This window comes from Paraburkholderia phytofirmans, assembly GCF_046028095.1.
In the GTDB taxonomy this organism is placed as follows: domain Bacteria; phylum Pseudomonadota; class Gammaproteobacteria; order Burkholderiales; family Burkholderiaceae; genus Paraburkholderia; species Paraburkholderia phytofirmans_A.
Genome location: NZ_JAQQDJ010000046.1, coordinates 1 through 713, shown reverse-complemented (window position 1 = coordinate 713; position 713 = coordinate 1). Strand labels below are relative to the sequence as shown.

General features: G+C 59.2%; 1 protein-coding gene. It reads right to left on the bottom strand.

Going from position 1 to position 713, the window contains the following annotated elements; genetic code table 11:
- On the bottom strand, positions 1-713 hold a 713-nt coding region (locus tag PQR54_RS38855), incomplete at both ends, for an MFS transporter (protein WP_459251848.1).

Below are 713 nucleotides of genomic sequence, written 5' to 3'. Positions count from 1 at the left end.
ACTGGTCCACCAGCATGCTCGAATGAAAATGCTCGCGCGCAGTGCCCAGACCTTCGATGAGGCCGGTTGCGGCGGCGCCGGTAAACGTCTTGAGCGTGTTGAACATAGCCGAGGCAAACGGGCCTTCTGTCGGCGGCAACCCGGTCGTGACGCCCATCAGTATTCCCATGATCACCATCGGCTGCGCCAGAATCTGTAGCGACTGAAGCCAGTAGAAGTTCTCGCGAACCCAATCAGTGGTCACGAAACTCCCCAGAAGGCAGGAGATCGCCATCAGGCAGAGTCCAATGGCCATGACCCAGCGGTGGTCGACCTGCCGGAGATTGAGCAGCGCGGCGGTCGCGGGGAGCGTAATCAAAAGGGGAATGGCCACCAGCAAAAACAGCGGTGTGGTTTGCAGCGGCCTGTAACCGTGAACCTGCGCGAGATATTGACTGGGTATGGCGGCGACACCCACCAGCAGCGTAACCGCGCCCACCAGGGTCAGCAGCCCATGCGCGAAGTTCCTGCGGGCAAGCAGCTGAAGTTTGAAAAACGGCACTGGGTGAAACCATTCGTTGATCAGGAACGCCACGAGCAACAGCGTGCCGCCGCAAAACATCGTGGAGATAAACGTGGAGTTCAGCCAGTCGAGGCGATCACCCTGCAGCAGGCCGATCACGAGCATGGCGATGGCCGGATAACCGAGTATGAATCCGGTCCAGTTGAATGAA